We start from the raw sequence: 20178 nt of genomic DNA, 5'->3' as shown, positions 1-20178 counted from the left end.
CGTCCTGAGCCAGGATCAAACTCTCCGATAAAGTAGTTTGACTGACTACGCACATCGCTGTGCGATTTATTTAAAACTTTGAATTAACAGGTACGTTTTGTCTTGTTTAGTTTTCAAAGATCATTACCGCTTGTTGAAGCAGCTTTATTATCTTACCACCCAGCTTCTTTTATGTCAACAACTTTTTTTAAGTTGTTTCCGAAGCTTTTTGTTGTTGTCTGCTGTCCATCAGCGACGTTTAATAATATACCATGCATCGGCTGAATTTAGCAAGTATTTTTTTCGTTTTTTTTGAAACGTATTTCGTTATATTCATCTCCGCCGCGGCATACGATGTAATCAAGCATGGACAAGATAAGGAGGCGTCATCAGTGAACCACTTCTACGTGTGGCACATCAGAAGGATAAAACAGCTGCTTATTATTATCATTGCCGCATTTGCAGCAGCCAGCTTTTTTTATATACAGAGAGCCGTCCCCCTTCCTGTATTTTTAACTGATAGCGGCCCGAAGGCTATTTCAAAAGGGGAAACGAAAGCGGGCGAAGTCGCATTAACATTCGATATCAGCTGGGGCGACGAAAAAGCGGTTCCGATTCTGAACGCGCTAAAAGCAAACGGTATTAAAAACGCCACTTTTTTTCTGTCAGCTTCTTGGGCGGAACGGCACCCGGACACAGTTGAACGTATGGTAAAAGACGGACATCAAATCGGCAGCATGGGATATGCGTATAAGAATTATACCAACCTAGAGGACAATGAAATAAAAAAAGATATCCTCCGGGCCCAGACCGCATTTAAAAAGCTGGGTGTGAAGAATGTTCATTTACTCCGCCCGCCGACCGGACAATTTAATAAAAAGGTTCTTACCATTGCACAGCAGTACCGCTATTCAGTGGTTCATTACAGCGTTAACTCGCAGGATTGGACAAATCCCGGTCCTGATAAAATCATTGAAAATGTAAACAGTCATATAAAAGGCGGCGACATTGTCCTGCTGCACGCCTCTGATTCAGCAACACAGACCGAAGAAGCGCTCCCCGCCATCATTCACAATTTAAAGCAAAAAGGACTGAAAAACGTGACAGTCGGCGACCTGATCGCAAATACTGACGTCAAGTCATCAGAAGTGAAATAACTACCTCTGGGCAAACTTCGGCAGCATTAACAGCTGAAACGCATTGCAGCCCATCAGCGGAATCAGCATCAAATAAAGCCAGTCCTCATTATTCACTCTTAGCGCAGGAACCCATTCAAGCGCCGTAATAACGACCATTAAAAATAATGATGAAACGAACGTATTTTTTGAGGACTGCTTTTGTTTTATATACGCCGTCAACAGGCCGACGGCAAGCAGAGCCAGCGGCAGCCAGACAAACCCCGCAATCGAGTCATCCCGCTCACCGAAAAACAAAAATCTGACGTACATTAAATCAAAAGCGACAAACAGAATGATAAACAGCTGAAGCAGATTCCAAAGCGAGTTTGATCTGAGAATTTCAAGGGCAAACCGGTGCACCGTCAGAAAGACGAAGAATCCCATCTGGCTGATCACACTGAAAATCATGCCTACCCCGATAAACCAGATCAGAACGGAGAAAATCTGACCGGCCTCAAAATTCAGAAAGAACCCCTTGTACTCCCCCCACTTCAGTGCAAATCCCACGACGCTTGTAATAAGAGCGCCCACAGCTAAAATCGAAAAGAAAAATCGAACAAGCCCGCGGCTTTTCATCTCTTATTCATCCCCCTGACAATCGCGTTCAGCGATATTTTGTTATGTATAAATCCATTCCGATGAATCATATTAAAAATAAGTACAAGTAAGGAAGGAGCTTATGCATGTCAAAAGCCAGAACGCTATTGATAAGCTGTTTTGTTGTATTATCTGTAACAGCTTGTGCTCCAAAAGACCAAGCAGCGGATATGGATTATGACCAGACTAAAAAAATGGTTGTTGATATATTAAAGACAGATGATGGAAAAAAAGCAATTAAGGAAATATTAAATGATGATGCGATGAATGAGGCATTGGTGATTGATCAAAATGCCATTAAAGGCACAATAGAGAAAACCCTCACCTCTAAAAAAGGGGCGGAGTTCTGGAAAACCATCTTTGAAGACTCAAAGTTCGCCGAGAGCTTTGCAAAAACGCTTCAGCCCGAGCACGAAAAAATCATAAAAAAACTGATGAAAGACCCTGATTATCAGAAAAGTTTTATGCAGATCATGCAGGACCCCGGCATGGATAAAAAATACTATGAGCTGGTGAAAAGCCAAAAGTTCCGCAGTTACTTAGAAGATGTAATTACAGAGACACTTTCCAGCCCGCTTTTCAAAAAGCAATTCGAGGATGAATTGAAAAAAGCGGCTTCAAGCTCTGAAAAAGAAAGCCAATAAAAGGCCGGGCCGTGTTGATCCCGGCCCCTTTTTTATTCAGCTGTTTTTTCAATGACTTTCTGGGCGATTCCCATATAAATTTCCCCGATCGGATGACTTCTGTCATAGACAGAAGGCGCAAACTGGTCCTTGTCCCAATCAGGCTGTTTTAAAGGAATTCTGCCAAGCAGCGGCACCTGCAATTCCTCTGCAAGCTTGTCTCCCCCGCCTTGACCGAACACATATTCTCTCTCGCCGGTTTTTGCACTTTCATAATAAGCCATATTTTCAATGACCCCTACAACTTCATGATCGGTCTTAATCGCCATAGAACCCGCTCTCGCCGCTACAAATGCGGCTGTAGGGTGCGGCGTTGATACGATAATCTCTTTGCAGCTCGGAAGCATCGTGTGTACATCGAGCGCCACATCACCCGTGCCGGGCGGCAGATCGAGAACGATATAGTCAACCTCTCCCCAGTCAACCTCATGGAAGAAGTTATTCAGCATCTTGCCCAGCATCGGCCCTCTCCACACAACCGGAGCGTTTTCTTCGACGAAAAAGCCCATCGACATAACCTTTACTCCAAATCTTTCGACAGGAAGCAGTTTTTCTCCTTCAACTGTCGGGCGAACTGTAATACCCATCATGTCCGGCACGCTGAATCCGTATATATCCGCGTCGATCAAGCCGACTTTTTTGCCGAGCCGCGCAAGAGAAATGGCCAGGTTGACGGAAACCGTTGATTTGCCGACACCGCCTTTTCCGCTTGCCACCGCAAGAAAGACCGGCGGATGTTTCCTATTCAGCAGAGTTTCGCTTTCAGCAGCAGGCCGGCTGAATTTTGCCAATGTTTCTTCCGGCAGCTCTTCAAACCGCAGTCCGACAGTTTCCGCACCCGCTTCTTTCAAAACGGATACGATTTCCTGCTGAATGCCCATCTGTTCAGCCGTCCCCGTTTTTGCCAATGCAATTTTTACACTGACATGCCGTTTTTCCGGCTTGACCTTTACTTCTTTAATGGCATCCAATTCTCCCAGCGGTCTATGAAGAAAAGGTTCGCGCATGTTTCCGACTATATTTCTTACTTCATCTTCTCTTATCATCGAACCCTCACCCTTTGTGTATTCGTTTACAAATGGTATTATACCATATATTAAACGCAGAATCGGCGAAAAACCCTCCTTACTCGGGAGGGTCTCCTTTCTCTGTAAAATATCTCAACACGCCCTTATACACGGAAGAAGCGATTTTGTCCTGATATTTAGGCTGGCCGAGCCTTTTCGCTTCCGCGGGATTGGACAGAAATCCGATTTCCACCAGCGCGCCCGGTTTGGTTACATTCTGCATTAAGTAAATGCCGTGTATCCGTTTTGCCTTTCTCGTTGTATTCTCCAAATTGATTCTCAATTCATCCTGTATATATTTGGCCACTTTTTCATTCTCTTCGTATTTTCCATAGTAGAAACTTTGGGCGCCGCTCCATCTCGGTGACGGTATGGCGTTCAGATGAATGCTGATATAAAGCTCCGCCTCTGAACGGTTGATGATCTCCACGCGCTTTCTCAGATCTTCCGCTTTGCGTCGGCTGTAGCCTCTCGTCCCTTCAGGAGCTAAATCAGTATCCGTCTCCCGCGTCATAATAACCAAAGCTCCCTGCTCCTGCAAATAGTCTCTGACCCTGGAGGCCACTTCGAGAGTAATGTCCTTTTCAAGGTGACTGCCTCCCGTGGCGCCTCCGTCCGGCCCGCCGTGCCCCGGATCGAGATAGATGATTTTCCCGCTCAGCGGCAGGCTCCACGGCCGCCAGGAATCATCATTATGGAATTGAAACCGGAATAAACACAATAATATGATAAAGCCAAGTAAAAAACCGAGCCATTTCAGCTTTTTTGTCATAGCTTTCCCTCCCGCTTGTCCCCGTTATTAATAAGTATGGGACAAGGGAGGAAATTATGATTACCTCATGCGGAGCTTACATTGTTTTTCCCTTTGCAGAAATCCTTCCGTCCACCAGCTGTTGATAAACCGGCAGGACGCTTCATAGATTTCTTTTTGTTCAACGGAAGAATATTGCTCATGCGTCCAATTGCAAAGATATTCAAAAAAATCGGCCGTCAGTTCTTCCTCTTCTTCAGCCGAACGGGCGTTTGCCCTCTGCAAAGACTCACCATAATAGCCAAAGACGCCGAACCGGCCGCCTAATAAATACGCTTCAATTGCAAAATCTATGCATCCTTCACTCAGAATGCCGTTTTCGTCTTGAAGAAAGGGAAACAAAGGGGTAAGACATGCTTTTACGGACTGAATGATCTGCGTCAGTGACAGCTCCTTTAGTAAACTCTTCTCAAGCTCAAAATCCTTCTGCCGTTTCACGTCTGAAAAAGATAATACTTCTGCCATTGCCAGCCACGCTCCTTTTTACTGTTATTTTGAAAGGAAAAGGGAAAAAGCATGCTTTGTTGATAGTGGAAATCCTCCCAAATGAAGGAGTTTCATGTTAAATGGAAGAATAAAGAGCTGAGGTGACGTGATGAAAAAGCTGTTTCAATACAATTGGACGGTGCGTGACGAGTGGTTTATGATATGTGAAAAGCTGAGCCGGGAGGAACTGACGAAAACCCGGACGGGCGGAATGGAGAGCATCTTGCGGACTTTATTTCATATCATTGATGTCGAGATCAGCTGGGCTCGTGCCATTTTAGGTAAAGATGATGTTTTACCCGCTGAGTCTGGCTATACGAGCATTCAGGATCTCAGAAAGCTGTCTGAACAGTATCGGGAGGATGTCATTCATGCGGTCTCCCGCAAAGGGGCGGATCTTGTTAAGCCGGACTGGATGGACCAAACCTTTCCTAAAGAAGATATTCTCCGCCACATCCTTGCGCATGAGATTCACCACATGGGACAACTGTCGGTTTGGGCCAGAGAAATTGGAATAGAACCGGTTTCGGCTAATGTGATCAGCCGTCCGCAGGAAAAAGCCGCAAAAAAACAGCACCTCTGACGGGATGCCGTTTTTATATTTTAATGCTTCTTGTTACGGAGTATGTATTAATGTATTCATCCAGCACGAGGCCGCCTTTGTCCTCATAAAAACCGGCAACCATAAAGCCTGCGTCAATCTGACCTTTAATTTGATCCTCCAGCGTATGGCCGAATTCAAGCGCTTCATGATTATCAATAAGTTCCTTTACCTTTTTCTTACTCAGATCTTTTTCATCGGAAAACGGAATGGAATACTTTACTTTTAGTACGCCTTCCTGCTCTAAATCCATATCAAATAAGAACACGACGGGATTTACAAAACCGGAGACTAAAGACCCGCCTTTTTTCAATACGCGATGAGCTTCTTTCCATACCGGAAGAACCGTATCAACAAAGCAATTCGATACCGGGTGCACGATAAAATCAAATGTCTCATCATCAAAACAGCTCAGATCATTCATGCTGCCTTTGACAGTCCGAAGCGTAAGATCGTCCCGCTCGGCAACCATTCTGTCTTGCGCAAGCTGTTTTTCCGAATTGTCAAAGATGGTGACGTCCGCTCCTGCAGCAGCAAGGACCGGCCCTTGCTGTCCTCCTCCTGAAGCAAGACAAAGAACCTTCAGACCGTCTATGGGCGGAAACCAATCCGCCGGCACATCTTTTTCGGGGGTCATTCTGATGCTCCAATTGCCTTTTTTCGCTTCACCAATTGTATGAGAATCAACCGCAACCGTCCATTCATTGCCTGTTTCGACTTTTTTATCCCATGCCTTGCTGTTATGTATGACTAACTTATTCATTATAACTGCGCTCCTTATTGGTAATGAATAGAGTATAACAAACAATTCTAGAAAAACATCGGATAACCTCTTCGATATGAGAAAAAAATACAAAAAAACCACAACCAAGAAGTTGTGGTTTTTGCCATCCAAAACGATTAACGTTTTGAGAACTGAGGTGCACGACGAGCGCCTTTAAGACCGTATTTTTTACGTTCTTTCATACGGGCGTCACGAGTCAGAAGACCAGCACGTTTAAGTGTTGCGCGGTATTCTGGATCTGCTTCAAGCAAAGCACGAGCGATACCGTGACGGATTGCTCCAGCTTGACCAGATAAGCCGCCTCCATGTACGTTTACTAAAACATCATAAGTACCAGCTGTTTCAGTTAAAGCTAATGGTTGTTTGATATCTTCGATTAGAGCCGGAGATGGAATGTGCTCGCTGATTTCACGATTATTAACGACGATACGACCTTCTCCTGGAACTAAGCGCACACGCGCTACAGAACTTTTACGACGGCCAGTACCGTAATATTGAACCTGTGCCAAATTGGTAACCTCCTTTTTAATTAACCGCGAAGTTCGTAAACTTCAGGTTTTTGTGCTTCATGTGGATGCTCAGAACCACGGTATACGTTCAATTTCTTGAACATTTGACGACCTAGAGAACCTTTTGGAAGCATGCCTTTGATAGCAAGTTCAAGCATTTTCTCAGGGTAGTTTGTACGCATTTCAAGAGCTGTTCTTGATTTCAGACCGCCTGGGTGCATTGTGTGACGGTAGTAGATTTTATCAGTTAACTTTTTACCAGTTAACTCGATTTTTTCAGCGTTGATGATGATCACATGATCTCCAGTATCAACGTGCGGTGTGTAAGTCGGTTTGTGTTTCCCGCGAAGGATAGATGCAACTTCTGTAGAAAGACGTCCTAAAGTCTTGCCTGCTGCATCAACAACTAACCACTTGCGTTCAATAGTACTTGCGTTAGCCATAGGTGTTGTACGCATTTAATTCCCTCCTAAATGATCTGTCATTTTTTCATAAACTTCTGTTACGTTCTATTTCACAACACAATAAGTTCCGGGGCTTATCGTGGGGTTGAAATACATACCATATGATATCTTATAACTTTATGCAGACTCTGTCAAGAAAATGTTACACCTGGTTTAGTTGTCATAGCAAACGCTCCATAAATACAGCCCGTGCCCCGGTGCGGTGCGCCCCGCGGCTTCGCGATCCTTCGCTTCGAGCATTGCTTTTACATCATCGGGAGAAAATTTTCCAGCTCCTGTATCCAATAACGTTCCGGCAATGATTCTGACCATATTATAGAGAAAACCGTTTCCGGTGATCCGCATCTGCAGGCCGTCTCCGGTCTCAGTCCAATCCAGCTCGTAAATCGTTCTGACCTTATCCTGAACCGCGGTATCAGCCGCGCAAAAGCTTGTGAAATCATGTGTCCCGATGAGGTGCCTTGAAGCTTCCCTCATTTTCTGCACATTAAGCTGATATGCAAAATGGTAAGCGTAATGTCGTTTAAATACGTCCGGGTGTTTCTCCGTATATACAAAGTAGCGATATTCCTTTTGGACTGCGCTAAATCGTGCATGGAACCCATCATCCGCAATCTCTGCTGTTTTGACGGCAATATCATCAGGCAGCAGGGCATTGAGCGCAAACGGCCATTTCTCAGCCGGGATGGACAGCGGCGTATCAAAATGAATAACCTGCCCGGCAGCATGAACATCGCTGTCCGTGCGGCCCGATGAGATGACAGGCACCCTGCCGTCCGTTTTATGGATGACGGCCAGCGCTTTTTCCAATTCACTTTGAACGGTCCGCTTTCCAGGCTGAACCTGATATCCGTTAAATAAATGCCCGTCATAAGCAATGGTACATTTCACTCTCATTCAGCAGCACCTCTAACTTCTTAAGAAAAACAATAACACGGCTAATACGATGATGAGCAGAATGGCTCCGGTATCCTTTCCGGTCCAGACGAGCTTTCTGTATTTCGTTCTCCCCTCACCGCCCTGGTAGCCTCTCGCCTCCATGGCGACCGCAAGCTCTTCCGCGCGTTTAAAGGCGCTGACAAACAGCGGGACAAGTAGCGGAACAACCGCTTTGATTCTGTCTTTCACCGGGCCGCTTGTAAAGTCCGCACCCCTCGCCATTTGCGCCTTCATGATTTTATCTGTCTCTTCCATCAATGTCGGGATAAATCGCAATGATATCGACATCATCAATGCGAGTTCGTGTACGGGCAGCTTCACCTTTTTAAAAGGATTCAAGAGCTGCTCCATTCCATCCGTTATTTCAATCGGCGTTGTTGTCAGCGTCAGCAGCGTTGTCATAAAGATAAGGTAAACGAAACGGAGGGAGATAAAAATCCCCTGTATAAGTCCGCCCTCATACACTTTAAACCAGCCAAGCTGAAAAATGACAGATCCTTCATGCGTCATGAAAATGTGTAATAAAAAGGTAAACGCCACAATCCAGATAATCGGCTTAAGCCCTTTCAGCAAAAAGCTGAACGGCACTCGTGTTAAGGCGATCACCCCGAATGTAAACAAACCGAGCAAAGCATACGTTTGTACGTTGTTTGCCAAAAAAACGATACATACAAAAAGAAAGATGCTGACAAGTTTTGTTCGCGGGTCCAATCGGTGAATAAGCGATGATCCGGGAACATACTTTCCGATAATCATGCTGTCCATCATTGGTCCTTTTCCTCCTGAAAGAAAGCCTTAATTTCGCTCGCGGCATCCTGCAGGGTCAGCATGGGTTTTTCATACTTAACTCCGAGAGCCTCCTCAAGCCGTCTCTGAAACTTCACCGACTCAGGAAGATCCAGTCCCATTTCGGCCATCTCTTCACCTTTTACAAACAAGTCACGCGGACTCCCCGTCGCTTTAATGGTTCCTTTGTGCATGACGATCATTTCGTCAGCATAGCGGGCGGCGTCCTCCATGCTGTGGGTGACGAGAACGGTAGTCAGGTTTCCCCGCTGATGAAGCGCATAGAACATGTCCATAATGTCCTGGCGCCCTCTCGGATCAAGACCGGCCGTCGGTTCATCCAAAACCAGCACTTCCGGCTCCATCGCGAGAACGCCGGCAATCGCCACTCTGCGCATCTGGCCGCCGCTGAGCTCGAACGGTGAACGATCCAAAATGTCTTCCGGAAGGCCCACAAGCCCCAGCATTTCTTTTGCTTTCCGTTCAGCGTCTTCTTTTTTTACACCGAAATTCATCGGTCCGAATGCGATGTCCTTCAGCACAGTCTCTTCAAACAGCTGATGTTCGGGAAATTGGAAAACGATTCCGACTTTTTTTCGCAAAGTCTTAAGGTCTTTATTTTTTTTACCGGCTGCCAGAATCGTGCTCCCGAGCTCAAGCTGTCCTTTAGTCGGTTTCAGCAAACCGTTTAAATGCTGCAGGAGCGTCGATTTGCCCGACCCTGTATGCCCGATGACGGCAACGTAGCTGCCCTCTTTTATCACGGCATTGATATCATACAGAGCAAGCCGTTCAAACGGTGTCTTCATTTGATAGCGGTGTTCTACATCTTTGATTTTAATGTCCACAGCTCATTCACCAGCCCTTCCTGAGTCAGATGGTTTTTCGTTAACGCCAGTCCGCTTTCTTTCAAAAGCAGGCTGAGCTGGAATGAGAAAGGCAAATCAAGACCGATGCGAACCAAGTCTTCATTTAATTTAAAAATCTCTTCAGGCGTGCCCTCTGCATATTTCCTGCCGCCGTTCATCACAATGATCCTGTCCGCCCTTGCGGCTTCTTCCAGGTCATGTGTTATCGAAATGACGGTGGCCATGCCCTGATCTTTTAAGCGTCTGACAGTATCAAGGACTTCTTCTCTCCCAATCGGGTCAAGCATGGATGTCGCTTCATCCAAAATCATAATATCAGGACGCGCGGCAATAATTCCCGCGATCGCCACTCTTTGTTTTTGACCTCCGGAGAGATGGTGCGGCTCTTGATCAAGAAAATCCTGCATATTGACTTGTGTGACAGCCCAATCTACTCTCTCAATCATTTCTTCGCGCGGAACACCATTGTTTTCTAAACCAAAAGCCACATCATCGCGAACAGTCGTTCCGACAAATTGGTTATCGGGATTCTGAAAGACCATCCCTATTTTTTTTCGCACATCCCACACGGTATCCTCAGTCAGCTTGATGCCGCCGACTTCAATTTCTCCGGCCTCAGGCAAAATCAGCCCGTTCAGCGCTCTGGCCAAAGTCGACTTCCCTGAACCGTTGTGACCTACGATAGCAAGCCATTCTCCTTCATATACCTCCAGACTCACACCGTCCAGCGCCGGTCTTTCTGCATCTTTGCGGTAGCGGAATAGAATGTCTTTTACGGATATAAGCTGTTTTTGATCCACGGGCGCCTGACCTCCTCTCAGCTATAGCTCTGCTTTTCTGTCTCATGATAAAAAGTTCTGATATCTAAAAAAAGGGCATAGATCCAGTTAGAAACTGTCCCGCCCTTCTTTAGATACACAAAAATATGTGATTAAACCAATTCGATGATTGCCATTGGTGCACCGTCACCACGGCGAGGACCAAGCTTCATAATACGTGTGTATCCGCCTTGGCGCTCCTCGTAACGAGTTGCAATGTCAGAGAATAATTTTTGAAGTGCATCTTGGTTATTTTCTTCATTAGCAACCTCGTTGCGAATGTATGCAGCAGCTTGACGACGAGCATGCAAGTCACCGCGCTTACCAAGAGTGATCATCTTTTCAACAACAGAGCGAAGTTCTTTCGCACGTGTTTCAGTTGTTTCAATTCTTTCGTTGATGATCAAATCTGTTGTAAGATCACGAAGCATAGCTTTACGCTGTGAACTCGTACGTCCTAGTTTTCTGTATGACATGTGATGTCCCCTCCTTTAATGGAATGCTGTTTCTAATTAAAAAACACACGAAAATCCTAGTTCACATGGAAACTAGATCAATCGTCTTTGCGAAGGCCGAGTCCAAGTTCTTCAAGTTTCGCTTTCACTTCTTCAAGTGATTTGCGTCCCAGGTTGCGAACTTTCATCATATCTTCTTCCGTCTTGTTCGCAAGTTCTTGAACCGTGTTAATGCCCGCACGCTTCAAGCAGTTGTAAGAACGGACAGAAAGATCAAGTTCCTCAATCGTCATTTCAAGAACTTTTTCTTTTTGGTCCTCTTCTTTTTCAACCATGATTTCAGCATGCTGAGCTTCGTCAGTTAAACCGACGAATATATTAAGGTGTTCAGTTAAAATCTTTGAACCGAGAGCAATTGCTTCCTTCGGTCCAGTGCTTCCGTCAGTCCAAACATCAAGTGTAAGTTTGTCATAGTTTGCAACCTGGCCTACACGAGTGTTTTCTACCTGATAAGATAAACGAGAAACTGGCGTAAAGATTGAATCGATCGGAATCACGCCGATTGGCTGATCGTCTCTTTTGTTCGAATCAGCAGGTGTATACCCACGTCCTCTTTGTGCAGTAAGGCGAACTCGGAAACTCGCATTCTCACCAAGAGTCGCGATATGAAGATCCGGATTAAGGATTTCAACATCGCTGTCGTGTGTAATATCAGCTGCTGTGACAGTTCCTTCGCCCTGTACATCAATTTCAAGCGTCTTCTCTTCATCAGAGTAGATTTTCAATGCAAGCTTTTTAATGTGCAAGATTATCGTTGTAACATCTTCCACAACGCCTTCGATTGTCGAGAATTCGTGCAGTACACCATCTATCTGGATCGATGTTACAGCGGCACCAGGGAGTGAGGATAAGAGGATACGACGTAAGGAGTTACCCAGAGTTGTACCATATCCACGCTCAAGCGGCTCTACGACAAACTTACCAAATTTGGCATCGTCGCTGATTTCAACCGTTTCGATTTTTGGTTTTTCAATCTCGATCATTACTTAAAACCCTCCTTCAAAACGTCGAAACCTCGAATAGAATCATATGAGATTCCATCCGAAATTCCCCATTGTTTAGTCCCGTATGTGCTCAGGCAACGAGTCGGTGCATTCGTTTCATAAATAACTGTATCATAACCCATTATTGACAGGGACACAAAATCTATACAAACAAATTACACGCGGCGACGTTTTGGTGGACGGCATCCATTATGAGGAACAGGAGTTACGTCTCTGATAGCTGTAACTTCAAGTCCGGCAGCTTGTAAAGCACGGATTGCAGCTTCACGGCCAGAACCTGGTCCTTTAACAGTTACTTCAAGAGTTTTAAGTCCGTGTTCGATTGAACCTTTAGCAGCTGTTTCAGCAGCCATTTGCGCAGCAAAAGGAGTCGATTTACGAGAACCTCTGAATCCTAGAGCTCCGGCACTTGACCAAGAAATAGCATTACCATGAGTATCAGTGATCGTAACGATCGTGTTGTTGAAAGTTGAACGAATATGAGCGATTCCTGACTCAATATTCTTTTTCACGCGACGTTTACGCGTGTTTTGTTTACGAGCAGCAGCCATTGTTTAGGTACCTCCCTTACTTATTTTTTCTTGTTAGCTACAGTACGACGCGGACCTTTACGAGTACGCGCATTGTTTTTAGAGTTTTGTCCGCGAACAGGCAAACCTCTGCGATGGCGGATTCCGCGGTAGCTTCCGATTTCGATCAGACGCTTGATGTTAAGAGAAACTTCACGGCGAAGGTCACCTTCTACTTTCAGTTTGTCAATAACATCACGGATTTTACCAAGTTCTTCTTCAGTAAGATCACGCACACGAGTATCTTCAGAAACACCAGCCTCTTTCAAGACTTGCTGAGCCGTTGTGCGGCCAATTCCGAAGACATATGTTAAAGAAATAACAACACGTTTGTCACGTGGGATATCTACACCAGCAATACGAGCCATTCTCTGGGCACCTCCTTATTAATTATCCTTGTTTTTGTTTATGCTTTGGATTTTCACAGATCACCATTACTTTTCCTTTTCTGCGAATAACTTTACATTTCTCGCAGATTGGTTTAACTGATGGTCTCACTTTCATGTGTTTCCAACCTCCTTCAGTTTCCGGAGTGCTTTATTTGTAACGGTACGTAATCCTGCCACGAGTTAAGTCATATGGAGATAATTCTACCGTAACTTTGTCTCCAGGTAAAATGCGAATGAAGTGCATGCGGATTTTACCAGATACGTGAGCCAAAACCGTATGGCCATTTTCGAGTTCAACTTTGAACATCGCGTTTGGCAGTGTTTCGACAATCGTACCTTCCACTTCAATTACATCGTCTTTCGCCATTCAAGTGTTCTCCCTTCTTCAAATCAGTAACTTGCTCTCTGACAAATTTCAAAAGAGAAAATCTCAGTTATCCGTTTGTCACACGCCCTGTTTCGTTTATACTGTTCTGAACTTCCGGAGATACGCAATCATAAAGGGTGAATGATTGATATTCTTTTTCTAAGGAGAATGAAATGTACGCTTTTCTCCGTCTGCTTTAGTACACGATGATGAGTCTTCATTCCGATGACAGCAGCTAGCCGGTTTTTCTTCCGACCAATTGTAAACCTACAATCTGCCCAGGTGCGGAATGAAAAACATGTGTCATGGAATTCATTTCATCATCTAGACTTTTGTCAGTATATCAAAACCCGTTTCCGTAATCGCAATCGTATGTTCAAAATGAGCACACTTTTTCCCATCTACCGTTACAACCGTCCAGTTATCAGCCAATGTTTTCACATATCGGCTGCCAGCGTTAACCATCGGTTCTATAGCGAGAACCATACCAGGCTTCAGCCTAGGTCCTTTGTTTGGCGGACCGTAATGAGGAATTTGCGGATCCTCATGCAAGTCTTGACCAACACCATGTCCGACATACTCCCTAACAACTGAAAACTGCTCATTTTCGACATACGTTTGTATTGCGTGGGAAATATTCGACAAACGTTCACCTGGTTTTGCTTCCTTCAAGCCTTTATATAAAGACTCCTCTGTCACTTCCAGCAGTCGTTTATCATCATCACTGATGTTTCCTACCGGATATGTCCAAGCAGAGTCACCATGATAACCATTTAATTTAGCACCGATATCAATGCTGATAATGTCACCGTCACGCAAAACCCTTTTACCGGGAATTCCGTGAACGAGTTCTTCATTAACTGATACACAGATGCTCCCGCGAAACCCATTATACCCCTTAAAAGATGGGATTGCACCCTGCTTCTCAATAAAACGTTCGGCAATTTGATCCAATTCTTTTGTCGAGATTCCTGGTTTAATGTGCTTTTTCATCTCTTCATGAGTCAAAGCCACGATTCGCCCTGCTTCCCGCATGATGCTAAGCTCACGAGGGGTCTTACAGATAATCATTTGCTCAATCCTCCAAGAAGCTCTTTCACATCTTTGTACACGTCGTTAATGTCCTGCTGGCCATTGACGTTGACAAGATACCCTTTCTCAGAATAAAAATCGAGTAAAGGCTGAGTCTGCTTCATGTTGACCTCAAGCCGTTTTGAGACGGTTTCCTCATTATCATCTGCCCGTTGATAAAGGTCTCCTCCGTCTTTATCACAAACACCCGGCGTTTTCGGCGGATTGAAAACCAAATGATAGGTTGTGCCGCAAACACTGCAAATTCTGCGTCCAGTCAAACGTTCCATTAAAGAGTCTTTGTCTACTTTAATGTTAATGACAAAATCAATCGGCTTGCCGTATTCCTCAAGAATGTTTTCAAGAGCTTCAGCCTGAGCGACTGTTCGCGGAAATCCGTCCAGAAGAAAACCTCTTTCACAATCATCTTTGCCTAGTCTTTCTTTGACAATGCCGATTGTGACTTCGTCCGGTACGAGCTCGCCTTTATCAATATAAGACTTTGCTTCGAGTCCGAGTGGTGTTTCTTCTTTCATAGCAGCACGGAACATATCTCCCGTTGAGATATGAGGTATCCCATAATCCTCAACAATTCGTTCTCCCTGTGTGCCTTTACCGGCTCCAGGAAGTCCCATTAAGACTAAGTTCATTCGGATTTCCCCCGTCCTCTCTTATTTAGAGGAATGGTTAAAACCAGTCCTCTAATTTTTCATAAATCCTCGGTAATTACGTTTCACTAACTGGCTCTCCAGCTGCTTCATTGTCTCCAAGGCTACCCCGACGACAATTAACAATGATGTTCCGCCAATCTGTGCACTTTGAGGCAATCCAGCGAATTGAATGAAAAAGATAGGAAGAATGGAAATCACGGCTAAGAATATAGAACCCACAAACGTAAGTCGATACAAAATGCTCGTAATTCTATCTTGAGTCATTTTCCCTGGACGAACCCCCGGGATATAGCCACCCTGTTTTTTAAGGTTATCAGCCATTTGTTCAGGGTTTACCTGCACAAAAGCATAGAAGTACGTAAAGGCGATAATTAATGCGACATAAACCGTCATGCCCACCGGATGTGTATTGTCAAAGTTGGCTTGAATCCACTTTGTCACATCGTTTTCTCCGAAAAATGACGCGATAGTACGCGGCGTAATAAGGAACGCAACCGCAAAGATTACCGGAATAACCCCTGCCGGATTCACTTTAAGCGGAAGGTGAGTTGACTGGCCTCCGCCAACAGGTGAACGACCTTGCCCTTTTGCATATTGAATCGCGATTTTGCGTACGGCCTGCTGAATGAAAATAACACCAACAATAACGGCCAAAATCGCAATCACCAGTAAAGCGATTTTTACAATATGAATAAACAGCTGATCGCTGCTGCCGACAAATTGAGTCTCATAAATCTGCCCAACAGTTTTCGGAATACTAGCCACAATCCCCGCGAAGATGATGATCGAAATTCCGTTACCTACTCCATTGGAAGTAATTTGTTCTCCCAGCCACATTAAAAAAGCAGTTCCTCCAGTGAGTACTAAAGCAATAATCAGATATGTCGATATGCCGGATTTTTCAATCAGCATACCGTTTGCCAGGTTGTTAAACCCGTAAGACATACCTAATGCCTGGATAAAACCAAGCACAATCGTAAAATATCTCGTGAACTGAGCTAATTTACGGCGGCCGACTTCACCTTGCTTAGACCACTCGGTAAACTTCGGCACAACATCCATCTGAAGCAGCTGAATGATGATCGAAGCAGTGATGTAAGGCGTAATTCCCATCGCAAAAATGGAGAACTGATAAAGCGCACCGCCGCCAAATGTGTTAAGGAGATCAAAAACCCCCATCGAACTTTGTGTCTGCAACGCCTGAGCATTTACATATGGCACAGGGATAAACGCACCTATGCGAAAGACGATAAGCATGAGTAATGTAAAAATGATTTTATTCCGAATATCACTCACACGCATAAAGTTGGAGATTGTCTTAAACAAGTTAGATCACCTCAGCTGTACCGCCAGCAGCTTCAACAGCTTCTTTCGCAGAAGCAGAGAATTTATTGGCTTTTACAGTTAATTTTTTCTCTAATTTACCGTTGCCAAGAATCTTTACTCCTGCATTAAGTTTGCTAATAACACCAGTCTCAAGAAGAAGTTCAGGAGTGACTTCCGTTCCTTCCGCAAAACCGTTCAATTTGTCTACGTTCACAATAGCGTATTCCTTACGGTTGATGTTTGTAAAACCGCGCTTAGGAAGACGTTGGAATAAAGGCATTTGTCCCCCCTCGAATCCAGGGCGTACACCGCCGCCAGAACGAGCGTTTTGACCTTTGTGACCTTTACCAGCTGTTTTACCGTTACCAGAACCAATACCACGACCTACGCGATTGCGTACTTTACGTGAACCTTCTGAAGGCTTTAATTCATGAAGTTTCATTAGGACACCTCCTTAGCCTATAATTTATTTTTATTGTTCTTTAACAGAAACTAGATGAGAAACTTTATTAATCATACCGCGGATCGCAGCGTTATCTTCATGAACGACAGTTTGGTTTGTTTTCTTTAAACCAAGTGTTCTTACAGTAACGCGCTGATCTTCCGGGCGACCGATTACACTGCGTTTGAGGGTAATTTCTAATTTAGCCATTAATGTTCCCTCCTTATCCTAACAGTTCTTCTACAGATTTTCCACGAAGCTTCGCAACGTCTTCGGCACGTTTAAGCTCACTTAAACCTTGAAGTGTTGCACGGATCATGTTGATCGGTGTGTTAGAACCTAAAGACTTAGAAAGGATATCAGCAACGCCAGCAAGCTCAAGTACCGCACGTACAGGGCCTCCAGCGATAACTCCAGTACCTTCAGAAGCAGGTTTCAACAAGATATTGCCTGCACCGAAACGTCCGATGATTTCGTGTGGAATCGTAGTTCCAACCATTGGTACTTCAATCAAATTCTTTTTCGCATCTTCAACAGCTTTGCGGATTGCTTCAGGTACTTCTTGTGCTTTACCAGTACCGAAACCTACGTGACCGTTTTTGTCACCGACAACGACTAGAGCTGCGAAACGGAAACGACGACCACCTTTAACAACTTTCGCTACGCGGTTAACCGTAACTAAGCGTTCTTCTAACTCTAATTTGCTTGGGTCAATACGACGCATAATCATGTGTCCCTCCTTTTTTTATTAAAATTTCAGTCCGGCTTCACGAGCTGCATCGGCCAGAGCTTTTACACGTCCATGGTATAAGTATCCGCCGCGGTCAAATACTACGTCAGAAACACCTTTCTCAGAAGCGCGTTTCGCAACGAGTTCACCGACTTTAGCAGCAGCAGCGCTGTCACCAGTGCTTTCCACGTTCAAATCTTTATCGAGAGTAGAGGCACTAGCAAGTGTAACACCATTTACATCATCGATGATTTGAGCATAAATGTGTTTGTTTGAACGGAACACATTCAGACGAGGTCTTTCAGCTGTGCCTGAAAGTTTAGCACGAACACGGGCATGTCTTTTTTGACGAGCAGCATTTTTGCTAGTTTTCGTAATCATCCTTAGGTCACTCCTTTCTTCACTTTAAGCGGTCTTACTTAGCAGATTTACCTTCTTTACGGCGAACAACTTCACCTTCGTAGCGGATTCCTTTACCTTTGTAAGGCTCTGGAGAACGTACAGCGCGGATGTTAGCAGCGATAGCTCCTACACGCTCTTTGTCTGTACCTTTTACAACTACTTTAGTTTGAGAAGGAACTTCGATTTCGATGCCCTCTTCAGGAACAATCTCAACAGGGTGAGAGTATCCAACGTTTAAAACAAGTTTGTTTCCGGATTTAGCCGCACGATAACCGACACCGACTAATTCCAAACCTCTTTCAAATCCTTTAGATACGCCTTCAACCATGTTTCCAAGCAGACTGCGAGTCGTACCATGCAGCGCACGGTGCTCTTTGTGATCAGAAGGACGAGTAACTGTAAGCACGTTGTCCTCAATTTTGATTTCCATATCAGGATGGAAAGTACGAGTTAATTCTCCTTTTGGTCCTTTTACAGCTACAGTGTTGCCTTCGTTCAGCGTTACTGTAACTCCAGAAGGGATCTCAAGCAGTTTTTTACCTACACGAGACATACTAAAACACCTCCATTCTTGTTAAACTTCTTACCAAACGTATGCTAGAACTTCTCCACCAGCTTGTTTTGCACGGGCTTCTTTGTCCGTTAAAACACCTTGTGATGTAGAAATAATCGCGATTCCAAGACCGTTAAGTACGCGAGGTACTTCATTTGATTTAGCGTATACACGCAAACCTGGTTTGCTGATTCTTTTAAGACCAGTGATAACGCGCTCGTTGTTTTGTCCGTATTTCAAGAAAACGCGGATGATACCTTGTTTGCTGTCTTCTACGAACTCAACGTCACGAATGAAACCTTCACGCTTTAAAATGTCAGCAATTTCTCTTTTCAATTTAGAAGCAGGAATTTCAAGCTTCTCATGACGTACCATGTTTGCATTGCGAATACGAGTCAGCATATCTGCAATTGGATCTGTCATAACCATTATATAATTACCTCCTTCCCATTCTTGGGGATTACCAGCTGGCTTTTTTCACGCCAGGAATTTGTCCTTTATATGCAAGCTCACGGAAACAAATACGGCAAAGTTTAAATTTACGAATGACTGAGTGCGGACGTCCGCAGCGTTCACAGCGAGTGTACTCTTGCACTTTAAACTTTGGTGTACGTTGTTGTTTCGCAATCATTGACTTTTTAGCCACGATTTCGCCTCCCTTTCATTGATTATTTCTGGAACGGCATACCTACTTGAGTTAATAGCTCACGAGCCTCTTCGTCAGAGTTAGCAGTCGTTACGATAACGATGTCCATTCCGCGAACCTTTGTTACTTTATCGTAGTCAATTTCAGGGAAGATTAACTGTTCTTTGATACCAAGAGTGTAGTTTCCGCGACCGTCGAAAGATTTCTTAGAAATCCCGCGGAAGTCACGTACACGCGGTAAAGATACAGAAATAAGTTTATCAAGGAAATCATACATGCGCTCTCCGCGAAGAGTTACTTTCGCACCGATAGGCATTCCCTCACGAAGACGGAATCCAGCAATTGATTTCTTCGCACGAGTAACGACAGGTTTTTGACCTGCGATAAACGTTAATTCTTCAACAGCACTGTCGATTGCTTTTGCGTTTTGAACAGCATCACCGACACCCATGTTGATTACGATTTTTTCGATTTTTGGCACCTGCATAACAGAGTCGTAGTTGAACTTCGTCATTAAAGCAGGTGAAATTTCTTTATTGTACTTTTCTTTAAGGCGGTTCATGAGATAGACCTCCCTTCCTTTAAATACTATTTATCTAAGACTTGCCCAGATTTTTTTGCAACACGAACTTTTTTGCCATCTTCCACTTTGTATCCTACGCGAGTCACTTCACCTGTTTTAGGATCGAGCGGCATAACGTTTGATACATGAATTGGCGCCTCTTGATTAGAAATACCGCCTTGAGGGTTTGCTTGAGTTGGTTTAGAGTGCTTCTTCACCATGTTTACGCCCTCAACTAGAACGCGGTCCTTTTTAGGGAAAGCAGCAAGGATCGTACCTTGTTTGCCTTTATCTTTACCAGAGATAACCATTACTTTATCGCCTTTTTTCACATGCATCCTGATCGCACCTCCTTGAGTA

32 protein-coding genes and 1 pseudogene are annotated in these 20178 nt (G+C 44.5%); 3 read left to right on the top strand and 30 right to left on the bottom strand.

Annotated elements, in window-relative coordinates; genetic code table 11:
- Positions 1-371: 371 nt before the first annotated feature.
- Positions 372-1136 (top strand): polysaccharide deacetylase family sporulation protein PdaB, encoded by a 765-nt coding sequence (pdaB, locus tag ACWJJX_RS18420; protein WP_065180728.1) that lies wholly within the window; start codon positions 372-374, stop codon positions 1134-1136.
- Here pdaB and kbaA read toward each other — a convergent pair whose 3' ends face one another.
- Positions 1137-1733 carry a KinB-signaling pathway activation protein gene (gene kbaA, locus ACWJJX_RS18415; protein WP_003156571.1) on the bottom strand — a complete coding sequence of 199 codons (597 nt, stop codon included), beginning with the start codon at positions 1731-1733 and terminating at the stop codon, positions 1137-1139.
- A 107-nt stretch (positions 1734-1840) separates the two neighbouring features.
- On the opposite strand from kbaA, the gene gerD reads away from it, so the two are divergent.
- Positions 1841-2398: a spore germination lipoprotein GerD gene (gerD, locus tag ACWJJX_RS18410; protein WP_003156569.1), complete on the top strand. Its 558-nt coding sequence runs from the start codon at positions 1841-1843 to the stop codon at positions 2396-2398.
- A 32-nt stretch (positions 2399-2430) separates the two neighbouring features.
- Here the strand turns inward: gerD and ACWJJX_RS18405 are convergent, their stop codons facing one another.
- The 3 genes from ACWJJX_RS18405 to ACWJJX_RS18395 all read right to left on the bottom strand — a co-directional run bounded on the left by ACWJJX_RS18405 (position 2431) and on the right by ACWJJX_RS18395 (position 4780).
- Positions 2431-3483, bottom strand: a complete 1053-nt coding sequence (locus tag ACWJJX_RS18405; protein ID WP_003156567.1) for an Mrp/NBP35 family ATP-binding protein — start codon at positions 3481-3483, stop codon at positions 2431-2433.
- A 79-nt stretch (positions 3484-3562) separates the two neighbouring features.
- A complete protein-coding gene (cwlD, locus tag ACWJJX_RS18400) occupies positions 3563-4276 on the bottom strand; it encodes an N-acetylmuramoyl-L-alanine amidase CwlD (RefSeq protein WP_070081277.1) in 714 nt (237 codons plus the stop codon).
- A gap of 60 nt (positions 4277-4336) precedes the next feature.
- A complete protein-coding gene (locus tag ACWJJX_RS18395; protein ID WP_061861089.1) occupies positions 4337-4780 on the bottom strand; it encodes a DUF2521 family protein in 444 nt (147 codons plus the stop codon).
- A 130-nt stretch (positions 4781-4910) separates the two neighbouring features.
- Between ACWJJX_RS18395 and ACWJJX_RS18390 the strand changes: the two genes are divergently transcribed.
- Positions 4911-5384 (top strand): DinB family protein, encoded by a 474-nt coding sequence (locus ACWJJX_RS18390; RefSeq protein WP_077721698.1) that lies wholly within the window; start codon positions 4911-4913, stop codon positions 5382-5384.
- Between the two features lie 13 nt (positions 5385-5397).
- Here ACWJJX_RS18390 and ACWJJX_RS18385 read toward each other — a convergent pair whose 3' ends face one another.
- From ACWJJX_RS18385 to rplX, 26 genes and pseudogenes are all read right to left on the bottom strand, one after another.
- Positions 5398-6165, bottom strand: coding sequence for a class I SAM-dependent methyltransferase (locus ACWJJX_RS18385; protein ID WP_146283877.1), 768 nt, complete (start codon positions 6163-6165; stop codon positions 5398-5400).
- Between the two features lie 137 nt (positions 6166-6302).
- Positions 6303-6695 carry a 30S ribosomal protein S9 gene (gene rpsI / locus ACWJJX_RS18380; RefSeq protein ID WP_003156557.1) on the bottom strand — a complete coding sequence of 131 codons (393 nt, stop codon included), beginning with the start codon at positions 6693-6695 and terminating at the stop codon, positions 6303-6305.
- A 20-nt stretch (positions 6696-6715) separates the two neighbouring features.
- Positions 6716-7153, bottom strand: a complete 438-nt coding sequence (rplM, locus tag ACWJJX_RS18375; protein ID WP_003156556.1) for a 50S ribosomal protein L13 — start codon at positions 7151-7153, stop codon at positions 6716-6718.
- A gap of 159 nt (positions 7154-7312) precedes the next feature.
- Positions 7313-8056 (bottom strand): tRNA pseudouridine(38-40) synthase TruA, encoded by a 744-nt coding sequence (gene truA / locus ACWJJX_RS18370; protein WP_015388779.1) that lies wholly within the window; start codon positions 8054-8056, stop codon positions 7313-7315.
- Positions 8057-8068: 12 nt separating this feature from the next.
- The gene (locus ACWJJX_RS18365) at positions 8069-8866 is read right to left on the bottom strand and encodes an energy-coupling factor transporter transmembrane component T family protein (protein ID WP_014304219.1); all 798 of its coding nucleotides are present in this window, start codon (positions 8864-8866) and stop codon (positions 8069-8071) included.
- Positions 8863-9732, bottom strand: coding sequence for an energy-coupling factor ABC transporter ATP-binding protein (locus ACWJJX_RS18360; protein ID WP_003156552.1), 870 nt, complete (start codon positions 9730-9732; stop codon positions 8863-8865). The genes ACWJJX_RS18365 and ACWJJX_RS18360 overlap by 4 nt, the downstream gene beginning before the upstream one ends.
- Complete coding sequence (locus ACWJJX_RS18355; protein WP_007615256.1) at positions 9708-10553, bottom strand: energy-coupling factor ABC transporter ATP-binding protein; 846 nt, start codon at positions 10551-10553, stop codon at positions 9708-9710. Before ACWJJX_RS18355 ends, ACWJJX_RS18360 begins: the two co-directional genes overlap by 25 nt.
- A gap of 131 nt (positions 10554-10684) precedes the next feature.
- Entirely contained in the window at positions 10685-11047 is a 363-nt protein-coding gene (gene rplQ / locus ACWJJX_RS18350) for a 50S ribosomal protein L17 (protein WP_003156550.1), read from the bottom strand.
- Positions 11048-11124: 77 nt separating this feature from the next.
- Complete coding sequence (locus ACWJJX_RS18345; protein WP_003156549.1) at positions 11125-12069, bottom strand: DNA-directed RNA polymerase subunit alpha; 945 nt, start codon at positions 12067-12069, stop codon at positions 11125-11127.
- A gap of 176 nt (positions 12070-12245) precedes the next feature.
- Positions 12246-12641 (bottom strand): 30S ribosomal protein S11, encoded by a 396-nt coding sequence (gene rpsK / locus ACWJJX_RS18340; protein WP_003156547.1) that lies wholly within the window; start codon positions 12639-12641, stop codon positions 12246-12248.
- Between the two features lie 20 nt (positions 12642-12661).
- Positions 12662-13027 (bottom strand): 30S ribosomal protein S13, encoded by a 366-nt coding sequence (gene rpsM, locus ACWJJX_RS18335; protein ID WP_003156545.1) that lies wholly within the window; start codon positions 13025-13027, stop codon positions 12662-12664.
- Between the two features lie 22 nt (positions 13028-13049).
- A complete protein-coding gene (gene rpmJ, locus ACWJJX_RS18330; protein WP_003156543.1) occupies positions 13050-13163 on the bottom strand; it encodes a 50S ribosomal protein L36 in 114 nt (37 codons plus the stop codon).
- 33 nt (positions 13164-13196) lie between these two features.
- A complete protein-coding gene (gene infA / locus ACWJJX_RS18325) occupies positions 13197-13415 on the bottom strand; it encodes a translation initiation factor IF-1 (RefSeq protein WP_003156508.1) in 219 nt (72 codons plus the stop codon).
- Positions 13393-13675, bottom strand: a pseudogene (locus ACWJJX_RS18320) (KOW domain-containing RNA-binding protein). The gene infA and the pseudogene ACWJJX_RS18320 overlap by 23 nt, the downstream one beginning before the upstream one ends.
- Before the next feature lie 64 nt (positions 13676-13739).
- Positions 13740-14486 carry a type I methionyl aminopeptidase gene (gene map / locus ACWJJX_RS18315; protein WP_003156505.1) on the bottom strand — a complete coding sequence of 249 codons (747 nt, stop codon included), beginning with the start codon at positions 14484-14486 and terminating at the stop codon, positions 13740-13742.
- Entirely contained in the window at positions 14483-15136 is a 654-nt protein-coding gene (locus ACWJJX_RS18310) for an adenylate kinase (protein ID WP_102421961.1), read from the bottom strand. The genes map and ACWJJX_RS18310 overlap by 4 nt, the downstream gene beginning before the upstream one ends.
- Before the next feature lie 51 nt (positions 15137-15187).
- Complete coding sequence (gene secY, locus ACWJJX_RS18305; protein ID WP_003156501.1) at positions 15188-16483, bottom strand: preprotein translocase subunit SecY; 1296 nt, start codon at positions 16481-16483, stop codon at positions 15188-15190.
- A 1-nt stretch (position 16484) separates the two neighbouring features.
- Positions 16485-16925, bottom strand: a complete 441-nt coding sequence (gene rplO / locus ACWJJX_RS18300; RefSeq protein ID WP_003156499.1) for a 50S ribosomal protein L15 — start codon at positions 16923-16925, stop codon at positions 16485-16487.
- 30 nt (positions 16926-16955) lie between these two features.
- Positions 16956-17135, bottom strand: coding sequence for a 50S ribosomal protein L30 (gene rpmD, locus ACWJJX_RS18295; protein ID WP_003156497.1), 180 nt, complete (start codon positions 17133-17135; stop codon positions 16956-16958).
- A 13-nt stretch (positions 17136-17148) separates the two neighbouring features.
- Complete coding sequence (rpsE, locus tag ACWJJX_RS18290; protein ID WP_003328273.1) at positions 17149-17649, bottom strand: 30S ribosomal protein S5; 501 nt, start codon at positions 17647-17649, stop codon at positions 17149-17151.
- A 24-nt stretch (positions 17650-17673) separates the two neighbouring features.
- Positions 17674-18036, bottom strand: coding sequence for a 50S ribosomal protein L18 (gene rplR / locus ACWJJX_RS18285; RefSeq protein WP_003156492.1), 363 nt, complete (start codon positions 18034-18036; stop codon positions 17674-17676).
- 34 nt (positions 18037-18070) lie between these two features.
- Positions 18071-18610 (bottom strand): 50S ribosomal protein L6, encoded by a 540-nt coding sequence (gene rplF, locus ACWJJX_RS18280; RefSeq protein ID WP_003156490.1) that lies wholly within the window; start codon positions 18608-18610, stop codon positions 18071-18073.
- A gap of 30 nt (positions 18611-18640) precedes the next feature.
- A complete protein-coding gene (rpsH, locus tag ACWJJX_RS18275) occupies positions 18641-19039 on the bottom strand; it encodes a 30S ribosomal protein S8 (protein ID WP_003156489.1) in 399 nt (132 codons plus the stop codon).
- A 31-nt stretch (positions 19040-19070) separates the two neighbouring features.
- Positions 19071-19256: a 30S ribosomal protein S14 gene (gene rpsN / locus ACWJJX_RS18270; protein ID WP_003156488.1), complete on the bottom strand. Its 186-nt coding sequence runs from the start codon at positions 19254-19256 to the stop codon at positions 19071-19073.
- 22 nt (positions 19257-19278) lie between these two features.
- Positions 19279-19818: a 50S ribosomal protein L5 gene (gene rplE / locus ACWJJX_RS18265; RefSeq protein WP_003156487.1), complete on the bottom strand. Its 540-nt coding sequence runs from the start codon at positions 19816-19818 to the stop codon at positions 19279-19281.
- A gap of 26 nt (positions 19819-19844) precedes the next feature.
- On the bottom strand, positions 19845-20156 hold the full coding sequence (gene rplX, locus ACWJJX_RS18260) for a 50S ribosomal protein L24 (RefSeq protein WP_003156486.1): 312 nt from the start codon (positions 20154-20156) through the stop codon (positions 19845-19847).
- Positions 20157-20178 lie beyond the last annotated feature (22 nt).

The sequence above is a fragment of the Bacillus sp. YH3-2-B2 genome, assembly GCF_053663335.1.
The sequence above is the reverse complement of the archived record's forward strand: the minus strand, read 5'-3'. Positions and strand labels throughout refer to the sequence as shown.

Excerpts from the sequence above, each read along its gene's own strand:
- kbaA (WP_003156571.1), bottom strand. The coding sequence starts at position 1,733 with ATGAAAAGCCGCGGGCTTGTTCGATTTTTCTTTTCGATTTTAGCTGTG.
- gerD (WP_003156569.1), top strand. The coding sequence starts at position 1,841 with ATGTCAAAAGCCAGAACGCTATTGATAAGCTGTTTTGTTGTATTATCT.
- ACWJJX_RS18405 (WP_003156567.1), bottom strand. The coding sequence starts at position 3,483 with ATGATAAGAGAAGATGAAGTAAGAAATATAGTCGGAAACATGCGCGAA.
- cwlD (WP_070081277.1), bottom strand. The coding sequence starts at position 4,276 with ATGACAAAAAAGCTGAAATGGCTCGGTTTTTTACTTGGCTTTATCATA.
- ACWJJX_RS18395 (WP_061861089.1), bottom strand. The coding sequence starts at position 4,780 with ATGGCAGAAGTATTATCTTTTTCAGACGTGAAACGGCAGAAGGATTTT.
- ACWJJX_RS18390 (WP_077721698.1), top strand. The coding sequence starts at position 4,911 with ATGAAAAAGCTGTTTCAATACAATTGGACGGTGCGTGACGAGTGGTTT.
- ACWJJX_RS18385 (WP_146283877.1), bottom strand. The coding sequence starts at position 6,165 with ATGAATAAGTTAGTCATACATAACAGCAAGGCATGGGATAAAAAAGTC.
- rplM (WP_003156556.1), bottom strand. The coding sequence starts at position 7,153 with ATGCGTACAACACCTATGGCTAACGCAAGTACTATTGAACGCAAGTGG.
- truA (WP_015388779.1), bottom strand. The coding sequence starts at position 8,056 with ATGAGAGTGAAATGTACCATTGCTTATGACGGGCATTTATTTAACGGA.
- ACWJJX_RS18365 (WP_014304219.1), bottom strand. The coding sequence starts at position 8,866 with ATGATGGACAGCATGATTATCGGAAAGTATGTTCCCGGATCATCGCTT.
- rplQ (WP_003156550.1), bottom strand. The coding sequence starts at position 11,047 with ATGTCATACAGAAAACTAGGACGTACGAGTTCACAGCGTAAAGCTATG.
- ACWJJX_RS18345 (WP_003156549.1), bottom strand. The coding sequence starts at position 12,069 with ATGATCGAGATTGAAAAACCAAAAATCGAAACGGTTGAAATCAGCGAC.
- rpsK (WP_003156547.1), bottom strand. The coding sequence starts at position 12,641 with ATGGCTGCTGCTCGTAAACAAAACACGCGTAAACGTCGCGTGAAAAAG.
- rpsM (WP_003156545.1), bottom strand. The coding sequence starts at position 13,027 with ATGGCTCGTATTGCTGGTGTAGATATCCCACGTGACAAACGTGTTGTT.
- rpmJ (WP_003156543.1), bottom strand. The coding sequence starts at position 13,163 with ATGAAAGTGAGACCATCAGTTAAACCAATCTGCGAGAAATGTAAAGTT.
- infA (WP_003156508.1), bottom strand. The coding sequence starts at position 13,415 with ATGGCGAAAGACGATGTAATTGAAGTGGAAGGTACGATTGTCGAAACA.
- map (WP_003156505.1), bottom strand. The coding sequence starts at position 14,486 with ATGATTATCTGTAAGACCCCTCGTGAGCTTAGCATCATGCGGGAAGCA.
- ACWJJX_RS18310 (WP_102421961.1), bottom strand. The coding sequence starts at position 15,136 with ATGAACTTAGTCTTAATGGGACTTCCTGGAGCCGGTAAAGGCACACAG.
- rplO (WP_003156499.1), bottom strand. The coding sequence starts at position 16,925 with ATGAAACTTCATGAATTAAAGCCTTCAGAAGGTTCACGTAAAGTACGC.
- rpmD (WP_003156497.1), bottom strand. The coding sequence starts at position 17,135 with ATGGCTAAATTAGAAATTACCCTCAAACGCAGTGTAATCGGTCGCCCG.
- rpsE (WP_003328273.1), bottom strand. The coding sequence starts at position 17,649 with ATGCGTCGTATTGACCCAAGCAAATTAGAGTTAGAAGAACGCTTAGTT.
- rplR (WP_003156492.1), bottom strand. The coding sequence starts at position 18,036 with ATGATTACGAAAACTAGCAAAAATGCTGCTCGTCAAAAAAGACATGCC.
- rplF (WP_003156490.1), bottom strand. The coding sequence starts at position 18,610 with ATGTCTCGTGTAGGTAAAAAACTGCTTGAGATCCCTTCTGGAGTTACA.
- rpsH (WP_003156489.1), bottom strand. The coding sequence starts at position 19,039 with ATGGTTATGACAGATCCAATTGCAGATATGCTGACTCGTATTCGCAAT.
- rplE (WP_003156487.1), bottom strand. The coding sequence starts at position 19,818 with ATGAACCGCCTTAAAGAAAAGTACAATAAAGAAATTTCACCTGCTTTA.
- rplX (WP_003156486.1), bottom strand. The coding sequence starts at position 20,156 with ATGCATGTGAAAAAAGGCGATAAAGTAATGGTTATCTCTGGTAAAGAT.